Annotated in this window: 14 protein-coding genes; 5 read left to right on the top strand and 9 right to left on the bottom strand. The window is 44.7% G+C overall.

Going from position 1 to position 15,919, the window contains the following annotated elements:
- Positions 1-9 precede the first annotated feature (9 nt).
- Genes CDZ87_RS10995 through CDZ87_RS17570 form a run of 4 tightly spaced genes read right to left on the bottom strand, consistent with a single transcriptional unit; the run spans position 10 to position 3,615 of the window.
- Complete coding sequence (locus tag CDZ87_RS10995) at positions 10-2,181, bottom strand: chemotaxis protein CheA (RefSeq protein ID WP_100753594.1); 2,172 nt, start codon at positions 2,179-2,181, stop codon at positions 10-12.
- A gap of 29 nt (positions 2,182-2,210) precedes the next feature.
- Entirely contained in the window at positions 2,211-2,522 is a 312-nt protein-coding gene (locus tag CDZ87_RS10990) for an STAS domain-containing protein (RefSeq protein ID WP_100753593.1), read from the bottom strand.
- Between the two features lie 11 nt (positions 2,523-2,533).
- Entirely contained in the window at positions 2,534-2,917 is a 384-nt protein-coding gene (locus tag CDZ87_RS10985; RefSeq protein ID WP_100753592.1) for a response regulator, read from the bottom strand.
- Between the two features lie 17 nt (positions 2,918-2,934).
- Positions 2,935-3,615 (bottom strand): methyl-accepting chemotaxis protein, encoded by a 681-nt coding sequence (locus CDZ87_RS17570; protein ID WP_422641422.1) that lies wholly within the window; start codon positions 3,613-3,615, stop codon positions 2,935-2,937.
- Positions 3,616-4,777: 1,162 nt separating this feature from the next.
- Between CDZ87_RS17570 and CDZ87_RS10970 the strand changes: the two genes are divergently transcribed.
- Positions 4,778-5,968 carry an amino acid aminotransferase gene (locus CDZ87_RS10970; protein WP_100753590.1) on the top strand — a complete coding sequence of 397 codons (1,191 nt, stop codon included), beginning with the start codon at positions 4,778-4,780 and terminating at the stop codon, positions 5,966-5,968.
- A gap of 66 nt (positions 5,969-6,034) precedes the next feature.
- Here the strand turns inward: CDZ87_RS10970 and CDZ87_RS10965 are convergent, their stop codons facing one another.
- The 3 genes from CDZ87_RS10965 to CDZ87_RS10955 all read right to left on the bottom strand — a co-directional run bounded on the left by CDZ87_RS10965 (position 6,035) and on the right by CDZ87_RS10955 (position 9,776).
- Positions 6,035-6,688 (bottom strand): outer membrane beta-barrel protein, encoded by a 654-nt coding sequence (locus CDZ87_RS10965; protein WP_100753589.1) that lies wholly within the window; start codon positions 6,686-6,688, stop codon positions 6,035-6,037.
- Positions 6,689-6,841: 153 nt separating this feature from the next.
- Positions 6,842-7,219, bottom strand: a complete 378-nt coding sequence (locus tag CDZ87_RS10960) for a transporter (RefSeq protein ID WP_100753588.1) — start codon at positions 7,217-7,219, stop codon at positions 6,842-6,844.
- A gap of 211 nt (positions 7,220-7,430) precedes the next feature.
- On the bottom strand, positions 7,431-9,776 hold the full coding sequence (locus CDZ87_RS10955; protein WP_100753587.1) for a helicase-related protein: 2,346 nt from the start codon (positions 9,774-9,776) through the stop codon (positions 7,431-7,433).
- Positions 9,777-9,931: 155 nt separating this feature from the next.
- Between CDZ87_RS10955 and CDZ87_RS10950 the strand changes: the two genes are divergently transcribed.
- From CDZ87_RS10950 to CDZ87_RS10935, 4 genes are all read left to right on the top strand, one after another.
- Positions 9,932-11,620 carry an NAD-dependent malic enzyme gene (locus tag CDZ87_RS10950; RefSeq protein ID WP_100753586.1) on the top strand — a complete coding sequence of 563 codons (1,689 nt, stop codon included), beginning with the start codon at positions 9,932-9,934 and terminating at the stop codon, positions 11,618-11,620.
- 108 nt (positions 11,621-11,728) lie between these two features.
- Positions 11,729-12,049 (top strand): DUF3392 domain-containing protein, encoded by a 321-nt coding sequence (locus CDZ87_RS10945; protein WP_100753585.1) that lies wholly within the window; start codon positions 11,729-11,731, stop codon positions 12,047-12,049.
- Complete coding sequence (locus CDZ87_RS10940; RefSeq protein WP_100753584.1) at positions 12,049-12,741, top strand: SanA/YdcF family protein; 693 nt, start codon at positions 12,049-12,051, stop codon at positions 12,739-12,741. The genes CDZ87_RS10945 and CDZ87_RS10940 overlap by 1 nt, the downstream gene beginning before the upstream one ends.
- Before the next feature lie 170 nt (positions 12,742-12,911).
- Positions 12,912-13,736, top strand: coding sequence for a DUF2797 domain-containing protein (locus CDZ87_RS10935; RefSeq protein ID WP_100753638.1), 825 nt, complete (start codon positions 12,912-12,914; stop codon positions 13,734-13,736).
- A 40-nt stretch (positions 13,737-13,776) separates the two neighbouring features.
- Here the strand turns inward: CDZ87_RS10935 and CDZ87_RS10930 are convergent, their stop codons facing one another.
- On the bottom strand, positions 13,777-15,012 hold the full coding sequence (locus CDZ87_RS10930) for a cysteine desulfurase-like protein (RefSeq protein WP_100753583.1): 1,236 nt from the start codon (positions 15,010-15,012) through the stop codon (positions 13,777-13,779).
- Positions 14,996-15,652, bottom strand: a complete 657-nt coding sequence (locus tag CDZ87_RS10925; RefSeq protein ID WP_100753582.1) for a 2OG-Fe dioxygenase family protein — start codon at positions 15,650-15,652, stop codon at positions 14,996-14,998. The genes CDZ87_RS10930 and CDZ87_RS10925 overlap by 17 nt, the downstream gene beginning before the upstream one ends.
- Positions 15,653-15,919 lie beyond the last annotated feature (267 nt).

The following is a 15,919-nucleotide window of genomic DNA, read 5'->3' as shown; positions in this document are numbered from 1 at the left end:
TGAATCGAATTAGTGTATTGCTAATAAATGCTGCTTCGATTCTTCCTTTATAATATGTTGCGACAAACTGCCAATATCTAAGATAAGCGCAATATCTCCACTGCCCAGTATCGTCGAGCCACTAATTCCTTTCACTCGTGAAAAAATCGGCCCCAGTGGTTTAATGACGGTTTGAAGTTCACCAAGCAAGTGATCAACGATAAGCCCTGCGCTTTGTCCTCCACTACTTACCACCACCACATTTTGCCGTTTTGAACTGCGTGCGGTAAGATTAAACTGCTGTCTTAGATCGATTAAGGGCAGCACTTGCCCTCTGAGGTTAATGTAAGGCTTATCTTGTCCATCTTTAAGCCACTGACTATCTAGTTCGACACACTCTTGAACAGCATCTAATGGCACGACAAAGGTTTCGCTACTGACCTCAATCAAGAAGCCATCAATGATCGCAAGCGTTAGTGGCAATACGATTCGAATGGTTGTGCCTTGGTGAAGAATACTGTGTATCTCGACTCGACCGCGTAAATCAGTGATATTTCGTTTTACAACATCCATCCCAACGCCTCGACCTGAAATATTAGAAACTTGCTGAGCCGTTGAAAAACCGGGCTCAAAAATGAGTTGAAATATTTCATCATCGGTCATGGATTGACTTTCATCTATTAGCCCTTTTTCCATCGCTTTTGCACGAAGTTTATCACTATTAAGCCCTTTGCCATCATCGCCCACATCGATCACTATATTGCCTGAATCATGGTAAGCATTGAGTGTGATTGTACCTTGTGCCGATTTTCCATGTGCTACGCGCTCTTCTTCTGTTTCAATACCGTGATCAATGGCATTGCGTACCAAATGCATTAAAGGATCGCCAATCTTTTCAATAACCGACTTATCTAATTCAGTGTCAGCACCGTTAATAGTGAGATGAATACTCTTATCGAGATCCTTAGCCATATCACGTACAACACGTTGAAAACGAACGAACGTCGCCCCGATAGCAACCATTCGTAACTGTAATGCCGCATCTCTAACTTCTTCGAGGAGTCCATTAAGCCTGGCAACGGATTCAATCATGCCGTTATCACCCATTAATTCAGCTTGTAAGGCACTGCCTGCCCCTGCGGTAACGAGTTCACCGACTAAATTAATTAAAGTATCTAGCTTTTCAGCATCAACCCTTAGACTTTTCTGCTCTTTAGAAATCGCTTCCCTAGCTTTATTTTGCTTATCAACAGCCGCATTGAGCACCGGTGTTAGCTGGGCGTCTTTTTGAGTTAAAATCTCACCAATCGGTAAGGTACCTGAAGCCGCTTCTCGTTGGACACCTTGTTGTTGCAAGGCACGCTGCAACTCGATTTCCGTCAAAGCTCCACAGCGTACTAATATCTCGCCAATTCTATAACTTTCATCTGGCATAGATTGGATATATTCTATAAAATCAATAACTTTAGAGCTCGGCGGGAAAATACGAATATCGCCCTCTTCACGAATGAACTCAAATACATCCTCGATTTGTTGTTTAGATGCAGACGAATAAAATCGCAGTTCAAACCCCAAATAACAACACTCTGGATCAAAACGATGCCAATCGGGTAATTTACGATCCACAGCTTCGATATAAATAACCTCGCCTAACGTTGTTAAATATGAAAGAAAAGAAAGCGGATCCATACCATCTTGGAACGCATGAAGTGGGAAGCTTAAAGAAAGATGCCAACATGAATGTTCGGATACGGTATTATCTGCATTCTCGGCAGGATTACTTACAGGGATTTCAGCGTCAGGTTGACCTAAAAACTCGGATAACCGAGCACTCAAACGCTGCCCTGTCACATCATCTGCTAAATTTTCTTGTCCTGATTGAGCATCATCAATCAAACTCACCATATGGTCACAACACTCGAGGAGTAAGGATATATGCTGTTCGTTTAGGGGCAGTTGTTCTGAACGTAATAAGTCAAGTAAACTTTCGACGCGATGGGTAAACTGGACAATAGCGCTTAAGTTAAAGATCCCTGCTGACCCTTTTACAGTATGAGCCGCCCTAAAAATAGCGTTTAAGCGCTCATTTAAACCATCAAGATTACCACTGTCTAATTCGAGAAGGTCAGACTCCATGCCCTCTAGCAGCTCTCGACTCTCATTAAAATAAGTTTGGAGCGCCGCAGCCATCATTTCATCCATAATTTTCCCCGATGCTTGGTTGTGCTATGTTACTGTGAACTCGAAAGAACAATAGGATCATGAAACCACCCTACTAATCCTAATTTGCCTAATGCATCCACCACAGCACCACTGTGATGAACCAGTTCACATCCTTGTTCAATTCTTATTTTTTTAAATGCCATCAACACTTGCACACAGCTGGTATCCATGGCGGTAACTTGAGCCAGGTCAATCACGACTTTTCCACTGTGGGCGGCATAAGGTGTTAGTTGTTCAAACAACTCTCGAGCTTCATAAATCGTCAATTCCCCTGTCAGTTTTAGCGTCAGCTGACCATCGATGTGATGTGATGTGAGCATGAATGTCTCCCTTAAGCTGGAATCAGTTTTGCGACAGCTGCAAGCATTTGATCAGGTGCAAAAGGTTTAACGACCCAAGCTTTCGCGCCGGCGGAACGACCTTGCTCTTTTTTCACGGCCTCAGATTCTGTTGTCAACATAATGACAGGTGTAAACTTGGTATCTGGCCTTTGCTTGAGCTCTTTAAGTAACGTGATGCCATCCATATTTGGCATGTTGACATCACTGATCACCAAATGAATACGTTTGCCAGCCAATTTCGCTAGTGCATCTTTACCGTCGTGAGCTTCAATCGTTTGATAGCCCGCTCCTTTTAAGGTCATACTCACAACTTGCCTAATTGAAGTCGAATCGTCGACAACCAGTATTGTTTTGCTCATCACAGAGTCCCTCATCTATTCATTGACTATTCTTAAAAGAACGTAATGTCGGTACTGGTTACCTTGCTTTTTTCCTTAGTAACCTCACCATTGTGACTATCGTGCTGCTCTATCATTGTGTAATTTTCAGTCATCTTTTCGAGCCACTTTTGTGGTGATAACTCACCGGCTATTGAATGGTTACTGTCCTGTTTGAGTAACTCTAAAGAATCACTGAGTTCTTTAAGGTTGGTACTTATTTGATCCAATATTTGACTGACTCTATCTTGGAATTGCAGCTTAATAATCACATCGCTTATGGTCTCTTTGGCAGAAAATGCATCTTCTTTCAAGCGTTCCGATTGTTGCTGCAGTGTTTGCGCTATATTTTGGAAATGATTAATCACGTCATCGATTCGATGCTCAGTTTGGTCCATCTGTTCACTTTCAGCCTCAATCATCATTTCAGCCGTTTTTAAGGTGCTATTAATAGCCTCGCTAACCACATTGACTTTCTCTGTCATGCTGCTAGCAATCTCTCTTGAACGTTGGGATAGGTTTCGTACTTCATCGGCAACAACCGCGAACCCACGACCTTGCTCACCTGCACGTGCTGCTTCAATGGCTGCGTTGAGGGCTAAAAGGTTGGTTTTATCCGCGATACCAACAACATCAGTGGCCATTTTTTTCAAATCGACGGTATATTGCTCAAGGCTTCTCATCTCATCAAGCATATGTGATCTGGTTTTTTGGCTATCATGAAGTTCATCGACCGCCTGAGAAAGCATTGATCGACAACACTCAATTTCATCCATTAAGTTCGTGTCGTCTTTGAAAGTCGAGCCTTGAGAAAGTGACAATGCCTGAGAAAGGTGCTCGACCAAATCGCTAAATTGCTGACTAAGTTGTGTTACAGAATCAGTCAATTGTTGATTAGCCAAATCAATATGCCGAGACCAAACCGGTAAAGATTGAGCAAAAAGAGGCTCTAGCGAATGATACCCATCAAGCTGGAGCTCTTGAGTTTGTGATAGGTGCTCAATGGTTTGCTTTTGTGCTTTAACTTGAGTAATAAATGATTCGTAATTCCAAAGTGCATAGCTGACAGTGATGAAAACGAGCAAGATCGATGCCCAAACACCAATATGTGTGGGCTGTGATAGAAGCGCAACAACTGATAATAACACTAAGGGAACGTAGACACGTACCAGCCTAATGAGCAGCATGATTTATTATCCTTTAGCCATAAATTATAAATACTGACGTGAGCCATGACGCTATGTGTGAAGTTGTTATGCAACGTCTGGTCTCATAGCTAAAGATAGGAAAGCTTATAAGAATCTGCAATGTGCCTGCTCTATGTAATGTCAATTTTATTATGTAAGTCGATTTTACCGGCCGGAAAGTGGCAACAAGGCGTTGCTGTCCTTAAGCGTGATAACCTTTTCTGGTCTGAAAACCATCCCCAATCGACTTTTATAAATAGGCTTTATGCTCATTATGGTTAGGGTCTGTTGACCTTTCGAGCTGATTTTTGCAGTACTTTGTGGGAAATTGATACAAGGCATCGGCTTTGACGTGTGGTTACTCTACATAAAAAGCCGATAACGCAGTAGAAATGAACCACAAAGGCTGCCAGGAGGGTTCGGCTAGAATCGTTTTATGCTTTGTTAAGCGGTATTGACTTAGAATAACTAGGCGACATACTTCTTGCCGCGCCTGAAACGATTCTATCTCGAACAAAATTTAACCGCCAAAGATAAACAGACCCTAATCATTACGATTTATTTCCAGTTTTCCTATCTAGTGTGTTGTAACAGGTATGCCATGAAGGTATAAATACCTTAACTTTTAGGTTTCTAAAATCCCTTCTAATACTTTACATGGATGACGATTATGTTTGAAAAAGTAGTTGCTGCTCCGGCTGACCCTATCCTCGGCCTGACTGAAGAATTTAAAAAAGATCCGCGCGCAGAAAAAATCAACCTTGGTGTTGGCATTTACAAAAATGAACAAGGTGAAACACCCGTTCTTGCGACGGTGAAAAAAGCAGAAACGGCACTGGTAGAAACTGAGAAAACCAAGTCATACCTAACCATCGAAGGGACTGCCGAGTACGGCCTCGCCGTCCAAAAACTGCTATTTGGTACCGACGCTGAAATCGTCAGCGCCAAGCGTGCTAAAACAGCGCAAGCTCCTGGCGGTACAGGTGCGCTTCGCGTTGCTGGCGAATTCATCAAACGCCAACTTGGCGACGTAAAAATTTGGATCAGTAATCCAACGTGGGCAAACCATAACGGAGTCTTTACTGCTGCTGGCATCGAAACTGCGCAATACAGCTACTACAACGCAAACACTCAAGACAAAGATTTCTCGGCAATGCTCGCGGATCTCGATAAAGCTGCACCTGGCGATATCGTTCTGTTGCACGGCTGCTGTCATAACCCTACGGGTATCGACCCAACCGCTGAAGAATGGGAAGCATTAGCAAAACTGATCGCTAACAAAAAACTACTGCCACTTTTCGACTTCGCGTACCAAGGCTTTGCAAAAGGTGTCGAAGAAGATGCCGCCGGTCTGCGTATTTTCGCCAAACACAATAAAGAGATTCTCGTCGCGAGTTCATTCTCGAAGAACTTTGGCCTCTACAATGAACGTGTGGGGGCATTTACCTTGGTGGCTGAGTCTGCTGACGTCGCAACGACCGCATTTTCACAAGTGAAAGCGATCATTCGTTCTATCTACTCAAACCCACCAGCACACGGCAGCGCTGTTGTTACTCATATCCTTAACAATCCAACCTTGCGCGCTGAATGGGAACAGGAAGTGAAAGAGATGCGTGACCGTATTCAAGCGATGCGCGAACTCTTCGTCACGACGCTAAAAGAGCAAGGCGTTGACGCTGACTTTAGCTTTATTGAGCGCCAAAATGGCATGTTCTCTTTCTCAGGTCTAAGTAAAGAGCAGGTCAACCGCTTAAAAGACGAATTTGCTATCTACATTGTCGGTTCGGGTCGCATCAGTGTTGCAGGCATGACGCGCAACAACATGCTACCACTATGTAAAGGCATTGCAGCCGTTCTTTAATCGCTGCTGATTTAACTAAAAAGAGCCAGCAATTAATTGCTGGTTCTTTTGGTTTCTATGCTAGGGCTAAAAAAGATAACGAAGTGATACTCCCCCTTCGTTAGTTGAAGCTTTACCATTAATTTGAGTCGTTTCAAAATCACCATCATGATGGGTATAAAATCCACCAACAGTAAAACGTTCGGCAAATTGGTAATCCGCCCTAAAATGGAAGACGTTTTCTTCAAGGAAATCGCTATGGTTGATTTCACCTTGCGCGGCAACCTTCCACTTTTCATTAATGGCATACTTCAATGCTAAAGTCGCGCTCAGCACAAAGTCATTGTCGCTAAATAGTTTCTGCTGAGTATCATCTTGAGTTTGTGTCGCCCACAAGTAACCTAACCTAGCCCCAGCGACCAGATCGAGTTTGTCAATAATAGGGTAGCGAAAAGCCACACCTGGCGATAATGTGTATAGCTCAGTGGTAAAGCCTTCAGGATGAATGAAGCGTGCACTGTAGTCGAGCGTCATTAACACATTATCAGCGAGTAGATAATGGCCTCCCACCGCTAACGCCGTGACATTGTTATTCACGCCTACATTTTCATTAAGCGAACCGGCACTTAAATCTGCATAGAGAAAATCATAATTGAGTTGATTTGTACCACCATTGGCAGTCGCCGATGCTGCGAAGGCGAGCAACAATGGCGTGATAAAACGTGTGTACTTTACTTCCATTACAACCTCATACAATCCATATACCCTGATAAGAGTCAGGTAGTTATGTCACTTAATATAGATCATAAGCGCTGCAAGTTATTACCCCACAGTCAAGAACTATGATCTGATCCGAGCAAAAACTGAAAAGACCTCTTGCGAGATCTTTTCAGTTTAAAAACGAATCATGAGCTCATCTTGAGTCAGTGCCAGAATCGATACGCCAGATTTACGACGCATCCGCTCTATTTGCTCATCCTCTAACTCGTAGGGCATCACCAACTTAAGCTCTACCACCCCTTCGAATTTTGCCAGTTCAAGCAGAGTGAGAATGTTGGACTCATCACTGCGATTCGCAGACAAGCTATTCATCGCCTGTTGCCACAAACGATCTTCAACCGTTATCGACTCTTTAATGGTGGTTTTCCACGCCAAGCTAAAAATGGGTGCAAAGGTACTCATTGCCTCTAAAAACGTCCATTTTTTACTGCATGAAGCGCCAAGAAAAGAAGTATAGTCAAATACAACGCTTGTCTTGCCCAGATGTTCCATATCATCCCCCGTGTTAACGGCAACACAATGTACCCAATATCCAAGATCCGCGCCCTTATGGCAATAGGATATAAAAGAATGGTCTTTTATATCCATTCTTTGTTTGAAAAAGCTATATAAAACGCCATAACGTAACAATCTATGTACATCTCAGCGATATAAGTAACCGGTTGCGTAATATTTTGTTTATCGAATAATATCCCTGTACACATCAGCGGATGTCGATCACTTTGCTGGCTTTTTTAAACTGAATTCGCCAACCTGGCCACTTGGGTAACTCCCAACGTTTAGGGTAGCCTTTTCTCAGCCCGTCGCGATAAACCACCTGAACCAACTTCTTATCCATGTGGTAATCAACATCTAAATTCAGATCACCGAGCAACAGCTCAAACGGGTAGCTTTGGGCAAACTCGGCATACTCCCAGTCAGGAATACCGTTAAACGAAAAATCTTGTGGCTCAAACAGCGCCAACTCTTCGATATCACTAATTTCAAGCAACGAGAGTTGTTGTGTAAACCAAGTTTCAAACGTCAGCTCGCAAGCTTCTTGTGGTGTCTCACTCAACCCTAAACCAAGATAGAGTTTCCAATGCTCTATTTCTTGGCCGCGCTGTTTGGCAAAGCCTGGAAATTGTTCGTTAGCCAGCACCGCTTGCACAATGGGGGTGACCGCCAACTCTCCTTTGGCTTCTTGTTGGCAAGTAGCAATCACCCTACCGGCGTAATATAACGCGCTCTCTACCCAGATCTTATCATCTTGATGGATCACCTCACCTTGCCGCCACTCACCGATGGCCAAATGTTGTAGTTGACTGAAAGCTAAGGGGACGGTGATAGTGGCAAGGTTCAGAGTCTGTTTAACGCCACGACCCGGCACACTGTGAGTATCTAACACCAACACCGCTTCTTGGTCCGATTTCAGTCGGCTTTCTCTAGCTAACAACACCTCCATTTCACCATTACCAAACGCTTCGCGACGCTTTTCACGGCGAACAAACACCAATTCAGGGTGCAATTTTGCAATCGCTTCACTCAAGTGCGCATGCTGATAGCGAGAGGCAACACTTAACTGAGGTAACTCAAACACCGCTCTCATTTGCTGCGAAAGTAAGCGCGCTTCTTTAAGCACCTCTTGATCAACCGTGAGTGCTGAAAACGTTTGTCCGCGCAGCAAGGCAATTGCTAGTTGTGCATCACACCCCAATGGCTCTTGCTGATCCAATTGTTGACGTTGTTGTTGATCGTTATTGAGTCGGTATAACGTCGCTGGCGTGGCTAGCACCGCCGTTAAATCAACCATGGCCTCTTGCAGAGCCTTAGTTGGCATGCGAGTGGTTAAGTCGGCATAAAGCGCATCAATAGGCAATGGATAAAGGCGCTGGCCGTGCTCGGTTGCTAAGCCGTGTGGGTCAATCGCCCCCATCACGGTTAATATATGCTGCGCTTGAAAAAGTGACTTTGCCGGTAATGGTTCAAGAAATTCGAGTTGATCCAATGAGTAACCACAACAAGCCGACGCCAACATCGCCTCAGTGAGCGCTTCACGGTGGAACTCAGGTGGTGTTGATTCTGATAAGGCTGCAAATTCACCATATAAGCGGATACAAACGCCGTTCATCACTCGCCCTGCGCGGCCGCAACGTTGCTTAGCACTGGCTTTAGAGATGGTCTTGAGACTGAGTGTTGTTCTTCCGTTGCGTTGCTCGGTCCTTCGTTCTAACCCAGAGTCAATCACCAGACTAATATTAGCAATGGTTAACGAGGTCTCTGCCACATTAGTGGCCAGTACCACCTTTTTGTAGTCTTGTTGGTTAAGCGCAATTTCACGTTGCTGATCGGTAATTGATGCATGCAACGGAACGGCGACTATCTCTTCTATTGATGCCAATCGGCTCATGCACTGATTTATTTCTTTTTTCCCGGGCAGAAAGACCAAAATATCTCCGGGAGTTTTCAGACTATGTTCAACTTCACCAGCAACCCGTTGGTCTAAAGAGCGGCTATCCGGTAAGTGCTTGGGATCTTTAGCCCGATAACCAATTTCAACGTCGAATTGGCGCCCTGGTGCTTGCAAACGCGACGCACCAATGTAGTGAGCGAGCTTTTCACCTTCAATCGTCGCTGAGGTAATGATCAACCGATGTGACGAGCGCTCTTTTAACAGCGCGACTATTAGGTCGGTATCCCAACGTCGTTCATGGAATTCATCCACAATGACATGACTAAATTCAGTCAAACGGTTTTCGGCATACCAACGTAAAGCAACCCCAGGGGTAACAAAGACAACTTGAGTGTGCTCATCACAGCAGTTGTCGAGTTTTATCGCGTAGCCTATCGACTTACCTATTGGTTGACCTGATTGCTGCGCCAGAAACTGAGCTAATGAAGTACAAGCAATCCGTCTTGGTTCGATAACCAATACTCTGCCTTTTTCAGCAGCCCATAAAGGCAGACGTGTCGATTTTCCCGATCCAGTTTCCGCTTCGATGATTAAATCATCATCAGTAATGAGTTGGTCAAATCGAGGCTTGAGAATATCGATCGGTAAAGGTGTCATGACAAATACGCTGATTGAGTTGAAGCGGCAAATTATATACGCAAAGTTTGTTAAAATGGAGGAATATTCAGTTTACAATACAGCGACGAATCCCTATCATTTTTAGGTTCCTGTTCCCGATGGTCTGTTGACCGAAACCCTACTATAGGCATGTAATGAATAACGATAAACGCCCTTTATATATCCCATATGCAGGCCCAGCACTTCTGAGTACACCTCTGCTCAACAAAGGCAGCGCATTCTCCGCACAAGAGAGAAGCTCTTTTAACCTTGAAGGTCTGCTACCGGAAAATACTGAAACGATTCAGGAACAGGTAGAACGTGCTTATTTGCAATATCGTAACTTTGAAAACGATATGGACAAGCATATTTACCTGCGCAATATTCAAGACACAAACGAAACGCTGTTTTACCGTTTAGTGCAAAATCATATTTCTGAGATGATGCCAATTATCTATACGCCAACGGTTGGCGCGGCATGTGAAAACTTCTCTAACATCTATCGTCGTGGGCGTGGTCTGTTTGTCTCTTACGCCAACCGAGATCGCATCGATGATATTCTCAACAATGCCTCTAACCACAACGTTAAAGTCATTGTGGTCACTGACGGCGAACGTATTTTGGGCCTTGGCGACCAAGGTATCGGTGGTATGGGTATCCCTATTGGTAAGCTTGCTCTCTATACTGCCTGTGGTGGTATCAGCCCTGCTTATACCTTGCCTATCGTTCTTGATGTGGGAACTAACAACCCGCAGCGTCTGGCTGACCCAATGTACATGGGCTGGCGTCATCCGCGCATTACTGGCACAGAATACGATGCCTTTGTCGAAGAGTTCATGCAAGCCGTTCAACGCCGTTGGCCAGAGGCGCTGATTCAATTCGAAGACTTCGCCCAAAAGAACGCGATGCCACTACTTGAGCGCTATAAAGACCGCATTTGTTGCTTTAACGATGACATTCAAGGCACCGCCGCTGTTACTGTTGGTTCACTACTGGCTGCATGTCAGGCGGCAGGCAGTAAATTATCACAGCAACGCGTCGCCTTCCTTGGTGCAGGTTCAGCAGGTTGCGGTATTGCAGAAGCGATCATTGCACAAATGGTGTCAGAAGGCATTAGTGATGCCAAAGCTCGCTCACAAGTCTTTATGGTCGATCGTTGGGGCTTACTGCAAGAGGGCATGCCTAACCTACTCGACTTCCAACAACGTTTGGTACAAAAGCACAAAAGTACCGCCGATTGGCAAGCAGAAAGCAATGGGTTTTCACTGCTTGATGTGATGCGCAATGCCAAACCAACCGTACTAGTGGGCGTTTCTGGTGCGCCAGGTCTGTTTAGCGAAGAAGTAATCAAAGAGATGCACGCTCACTGCGCGCGTCCTATTATCTTCCCACTGTCAAACCCGACCAGCCGAGTCGAAGCCACGCCGAATGACATCATTCGTTGGACTAACGGTGAGGCCTTGGTTGCCACGGGCAGTCCGTTTGATCCAGTCACTCATGATGGTAAGACCTACGCCATTGCCCAATGTAATAACAGCTATATCTTCCCGGGCATTGGTTTGGGCGTTTTGGCCGTACAAGCAAAACGCGTGACAGATGAAATGCTGATGGAATCGAGCCGCGCACTAGCGACCTGCTCTCCGCTGGCGATCAATGGTCAAGGCCCACTGTTACCGCCACTTGAAGCAATTCATTCTGTCTCGAAGAAAATTGCCTTCGCTGTCGCCAAAAAAGCGATTGAGCAAGGTGTGGCGCTTGAGATAACTGACGAAGCTCTCGAAGAGGCAATCGACGCCTCTTTCTGGCAGCCAGTGTATCGCCGTTACAAACGCACAGCGTTCTAATCCATTCAAACCCAGCAACTGCTGGGTTTTTCTTTATGATTTACTCTAGACAGCGGCGCACTACTTCGTGATATCCTTGGCTGTTTTTAGTTAACTCTTTAATCAATAATGGAATATTTACATATACTCGGGCGCTATTTGCTGCCTTATCTGAGTGAAATCTCTACAGCATTGATTGCTTGTACGTTAGTGATGGCAGGCGGTGAAATCAATAGCATAGTCAGAAGATGGCTGAGAAACTACAACTTCGTGCTCAGAACGATCGCGTTTGTCTTGATCAACGCGTTTGGTTACGGCTTAATCATCATTAAAGCAACGCCCTATTTAACTCGGACACTACGATCATTGGACAGCGGTATAATGTTCTCTATCGTGTTGACATGTTTTATTATCATCGGTCTTTGGGCGCAAAGGAATCGACAAATCTAGTGCGAAAATTATTCCATCGAGAGACACAATCACAGACTTGGCTTAAACGGCTAATCAAGTTGTTCACCTGGCTATTTTTTAGTCTACTATTGATCGCGGTAACACTATTTAGCGTTGACCGGTGGGTCTCTGTTCAAGCACGTGAGCAGTTGTTTTCACAAATGGATCAGGTTGATTCTTTCAATGTTGCCGTGGTTTTGGGCACCAGTAAATATCTTGGTAAAACTCTCAACGAATACTACACCCATCGTATTGAGGCGGCTATCGCACTCTATCAACAGGACAAGGTCAGTCATTTTATACTCAGTGGTGACAATGCGCATCGCTCATACAATGAGCCCTGGACCATGAAGCGTGATCTACTAGCCGCTGGGATTCCTGAAGAACGAATTGTGTTGGATTATGCAGGCTTTCGCACACTGGATTCCGTCGTCAGAGCAAAAGAGATTTTTGATACCGATAATTTTTTGATTATTTCGCAGAAGTTTCACTGCGAACGGGCGCTATTTATTGCCAACTCGCACAATATTAATGCCAAGTGCTTTGCAGTTCCTGGTCCTTCACGTCATTCAGGCTTCAAAGTACGCATCCGCGAAGTCTTCGCCCGCGCAAAGGCGTTACTTGATATCTACATTACGAATACCAAGCCTAAGTTTTTAGGCCCTAAAGAACCCATTACAATCGAGCCGTAATCTGAGACAAGTGACTAAAAAGCGACGATCACCGCGTACCAATCATGTGCAACATGTTATTGCATCATTCTATTTCGCTAGCGCAAAGAAGGCGTTCGTTTTTCCGCTCGAGATCAATAATGCTACAATCAACGATTGAAAAAACCAACAAAAACGAAAAGAGCATTGTCATGTCTTTAATTGCGAAAGGTACGCTCAATAAAATGCGTGCTTCACTGGATGTCAAAGTCATCTATCAACTTCCTGTCGGCGAACAGTTTGTCGACCTGACACCATTTATCGGTCAATCCCTCACGCTAACCCACACTGGCAATATCTATTGCAGTGCGTGTGGTAAGAAAACCAAAAAAAGCTATTCACAAGGCCATTGCTTTATTTGTATGCGCAAGCTTGCCAGCTGTGACATGTGTATAATGAAGCCAGAAACCTGTCACTACGATCAAGGTACTTGTCGCGAGCCAAAATGGGGGGAGGACAACTGTATGGTCGACCATTATGTCTATCTATCGAATACCTCGAGTTTAAAAGTCGGTATTACTCGCCATACACAGATCCCAACGCGTTGGATAGACCAAGGGGCGACACAAGGTTTGCCTATTTTTAAAGTTAAAACCCGTCATATTTCTGGTTTGATTGAAGTAGAAGTTGCTAAGCATATCGCGGATAAAACCAATTGGAGAACGCTACTCAAAGGTGATGGTGAGCCGATTGATCTTAATCAGCGCTTTGCACAACTATTGCCGCTCCTCAGCGATAAGATTGCAGAGATCAAACAGCAATTTGGCGATGATGCCATTGACGTTCTGACAGAAAGTATTACGCCAATCGAATACCCTGTCGAACAGCATCCGATCAAAATCACTTCACATAATTTTGATAAAACCCCCCAAGTGACTGGGGTTCTTCAAGGGATTAAAGGCCAATATCTGATTTTTGATACCGGGGTAATTAACATTCGTAAATTCACCTCTTATGAAGTTGAAGTCAGCGCGTAAAATTAAAAGGACCTCAATTGAGGTCCTTTGTTCATTCAGGTTAATCGCCAAGAATGGCCTTAAGCTCATCAAACAGCGTATCGACCTCTTCTAGCGTGTTGTAATGCATAAAGCCAATACGCACCACACCGCCCGATTGTTCTAACTTTAACTGCCGCACTAAGCCAAGAGCATAGAAGTGGCCGTTCCCAACACAAATATTACATTCGCCCAACTTACGTGCAATCGTTTCAGACGAATGATTGTCGAACGTCAACGCAAAGGTTGGGGTTCGAAGCGCACTATCAGCAACCTGTCGGCCATATAGTCTCACGCCTGACAACTCAGATAGACGCAGTAGGAAACGCTCGCTGAGTCCAGATTCATGTTGGTTGTAGTCACGATAAGATTCAACCAAACGCTCTCGTAGCGATAAATGACTCGAGCCCCATTGCGCAAGGTATTTAACCGCCGCAACTAAGCCTGACAATGCTTCGAAGCTTTGCGTTCCTGTCTCGAAACGACCAGGGCCACAGTCAGTTGCCGGCTCGACCTTATAGGGTTTTAACGCATGCAACCATTTCGGAGCGACATAGGCGATACCAACGTGCGGACCGAAAAATTTGTACGCAGAGCAAGCTAAGAAGTCACAGCCAAGGGCCTGAACATCAACCAAATGGTGCGGTGCGTAATGCACTGCATCAACGTAAACCATAGCACCGGCTCGATGTGCAGCATCAACAACACGCTTCACGTCAACAATCGACCCTGTGGTATTTGACGCAAGCGTCAACGCAATAAGTCTGGTCTTATCATTAATAAGTGACAGCAAATGTTCGATATCCAAGCTGCAATCGAGTTCGTCAACAAGGGCTTGATGGATAATCGCCCCCTTGTCATCGGCTGCCTGCTGCCAACTCGACACATTCGAATAATGATCGAGTGCGGTAACGATTACTTCATCCCCCATCTGCCACTCACGACTGATGGCTCGACTGAGTTGGAAAGTCAGTGATGTCATGTTAGCGCCAAACACAATATTATCTTTCGACTCTGCATTGACCAGTGCCGCGGCATGCTCGCGCGCTTGGAGCATTAATTGCGTCGTTTGCTGGCTTGAGAAATAATGCCCACCCAAGTTTGCGTTGAAAAAACCCAGATAAGCTTGCATCGCTTCTAACACCGACTGTGGCACTTGCGAACCGCCCGGGCCATCAAAAAATGTCACTGGTAAGTCATTATATGTTTGGCTCAGCGCGCTAAATTGCGCCCTTGCTAGATTAGGAGTGAAGCTCATTCACGGCATCCTTCGCAGTCAGTACAAATACATCCATATAGCCCTCTTGGCCTTGGTTGACAGAACGAATTGGTTGCGCGTTATGCCACAGTTTATTGTCAGCCAACATCGCCACTTCACCACTTTGCAGAACTTTTCTAAAAAATGGCGCTTCATTAAAACTGTTGTAAAGCATGATATCGCCACCTTCAATATTGTGACGTCCCATACCGATTAAGGCGATATGTTCAAAGCCATCTTGGTGAACACCTTCTGGGGCAACCTGAGTTTCGTCGTAAACCGCTGCAATGCGAATTTGGTGAATTTCTATTTCTTGACCATTGACAAGGTTATTTGATGTCGCGAACAACTGACACATCTCGCGCATGCCATCACTTTTCAAGGTGGTCTCCTCTACAGGCTCGAACTGGCGTACAACGTTGCCTTGGAAGCGATTGATATCGTCGGTTTGCATAAACTCATTTTTATTTAAATCAAGCACTTCACCGTTTTTAAAGGCAACCACGGAATAACGTCGTAAGCGGAATTTACCGTCAGCATGGCTAGTTTTAGGAAGCTGGGTGAAAGTGGGGGCAAGCTGAGCAATCGCCGCGTCGCTGAGTTTGGTCAGTTGAAGAGTGGTTTCACGCTGATGTAACATCATCATCTCCTTAATGAACGTACATACTTACAAATAAATTAACATCATGTTCACAATCATTATCTGCGCATTTATCTTGCAAGTTCAACTTTTATTAGCATCACTATCTATCAAAATATTTATTTAAGCATTAAAAACCAATAAAAAATAAAATTTCAGTCAAACAAACCAATTTAAAACGAGCGAGTGTGGGAATATTAGACAAGTTCACTAGTAGGGGGGAAATAGTTATTATTTTTCATATAGTTAGAATGCGAGCTTTCATCA

The organism is Vibrio salilacus, from assembly GCF_002811245.1.
GTDB lineage: Bacteria > Pseudomonadota > Gammaproteobacteria > Enterobacterales > Vibrionaceae > Vibrio > Vibrio salilacus.
Note: the sequence above shows the minus strand (reverse complement) of the source record. Positions and strands in the feature narration are given on the sequence as shown.

Coding starts and splice junctions, on each gene's coding strand:
- CDZ87_RS10995 (WP_100753594.1), bottom strand. CDS start 2,181: ATGGATGAAATGATGGCTGCGGCGCTCCAAACTTATTTTAATGAGAGT.
- CDZ87_RS10990 (WP_100753593.1), bottom strand. CDS start 2,522: ATGCTCACATCACATCACATCGATGGTCAGCTGACGCTAAAACTGACA.
- CDZ87_RS10985 (WP_100753592.1), bottom strand. CDS start 2,917: ATGAGGGACTCTGTGATGAGCAAAACAATACTGGTTGTCGACGATTCG.
- CDZ87_RS17570 (WP_422641422.1), bottom strand. CDS start 3,615: ATGCTTGATGAGATGAGAAGCCTTGAGCAATATACCGTCGATTTGAAA.
- CDZ87_RS10970 (WP_100753590.1), top strand. CDS start 4,778: ATGTTTGAAAAAGTAGTTGCTGCTCCGGCTGACCCTATCCTCGGCCTG.
- CDZ87_RS10965 (WP_100753589.1), bottom strand. CDS start 6,688: ATGGAAGTAAAGTACACACGTTTTATCACGCCATTGTTGCTCGCCTTC.
- CDZ87_RS10960 (WP_100753588.1), bottom strand. CDS start 7,219: ATGGAACATCTGGGCAAGACAAGCGTTGTATTTGACTATACTTCTTTT.
- CDZ87_RS10955 (WP_100753587.1), bottom strand. CDS start 9,776: ATGACACCTTTACCGATCGATATTCTCAAGCCTCGATTTGACCAACTC.
- CDZ87_RS10950 (WP_100753586.1), top strand. CDS start 9,932: ATGAATAACGATAAACGCCCTTTATATATCCCATATGCAGGCCCAGCA.
- CDZ87_RS10945 (WP_100753585.1), top strand. CDS start 11,729: ATGGAATATTTACATATACTCGGGCGCTATTTGCTGCCTTATCTGAGT.
- CDZ87_RS10935 (WP_100753638.1), top strand. CDS start 12,912: ATGTCTTTAATTGCGAAAGGTACGCTCAATAAAATGCGTGCTTCACTG.
- CDZ87_RS10930 (WP_100753583.1), bottom strand. CDS start 15,012: ATGAGCTTCACTCCTAATCTAGCAAGGGCGCAATTTAGCGCGCTGAGC.
- CDZ87_RS10925 (WP_100753582.1), bottom strand. CDS start 15,652: ATGTTACATCAGCGTGAAACCACTCTTCAACTGACCAAACTCAGCGAC.